Raw genomic sequence first — 1,117 nt, forward strand, 5'->3', positions numbered from 1 at the left:
GAAAATGATCTTATCACAGCAGATAGTGTAGATAAAGTCAACAGTATCAAAGACCAGGCCATCAAGGACATTGATGGAGTCAAGTCAACCGCAGACTCTAATGCGCAAAACGATTTGGCTAAAGTAAAGGCAGATACTAAGAAGGCAGTTGATGCCAACGCTACTGCTGCTAAACAACGTATCAAAGATGCATATGATCAGTTGAGTACAACCGAAAAGGCAGCAGCTAAAGCAGATTATGACCAAGCAATCCAAAAGGTTGATGATGCTCAAGCTGCAGCAGATAAGGCTATAGATGGGGCAACGGACAAAGAAGCTGTAAATAAGGCAGCCGGTGAAGCAGACCAAGCCTTTACTCAAGCAGAAACAGCAGCAAAATTAGCGTTTACGAAAGTAGCGGCAAAAGATGCAGTTAAAGCAGTAGCAACCGAAGTCAAGAGCGGCTTAAAGAAACAAGAAGACCGAGACAAAGTAGATGCGATTGTTGCACAAGCAGATAAAGATATTGAAGCAGCTACAAGTGTAGATTCAGTCAACAGCATTAAGGATAAAGCTATTAGTGACATCAAAGAAATTAAGGATAGTGCGGATAAAGAAGAACAAGAACAATTAAATAAAGTAAAAGAAGATAATAAGGCTAAGGTTGATGAGCAGGCTGCTGCGGCTAAGAAACGGGTTCAAGATGCCTATGATAAGCTTAGCAAGGATGAACAAGCAGCAGCGGCAAGTGAATATACTAAAGCTATGAATGCTATTACTGAAGCACAAACTACGGCTAATAATACCATTGCCGCAGCAACAGATACAGATACAGTAGTTAAAGCAGTAGGAACAGCGATAAGTGCTTTTGATACTGCGGCGACTACAGCGGAAGTAGCGTTTGCAAGAGTAGCGGCAAAAGATGCGATTGAAGCAGAAGCAGCTAAGGTCAAGAAGGAATTAAAGCAAGAAGTTGATCAAACTAAAGTTGATAATATTGTATTAAGAGCAGAAAATGATCTTATCACAGCAGATAGTGTAGATAAAGTCAACAGTATCAAAGACCAGGCCATCAAGGACATTGATGGAGTCAAGTCAACCGCAGACTCTAATGCGCAAAACGATTTGGCTAAAGTAA

Annotated in this window: 1 pseudogene; it reads left to right on the forward strand. The window is 41.0% G+C overall.

Features of this window, described 5'->3' with window-relative positions:
- A pseudogene (locus ERK18_RS09310) lies at positions 1-1,117 on the forward strand (hypothetical protein); the annotation flags it as partial.

It is taken from the genome of Lactobacillus kimbladii, from assembly GCF_014323605.1.
Taxonomy (GTDB): domain Bacteria; phylum Bacillota; class Bacilli; order Lactobacillales; family Lactobacillaceae; genus Lactobacillus; species Lactobacillus kimbladii_B.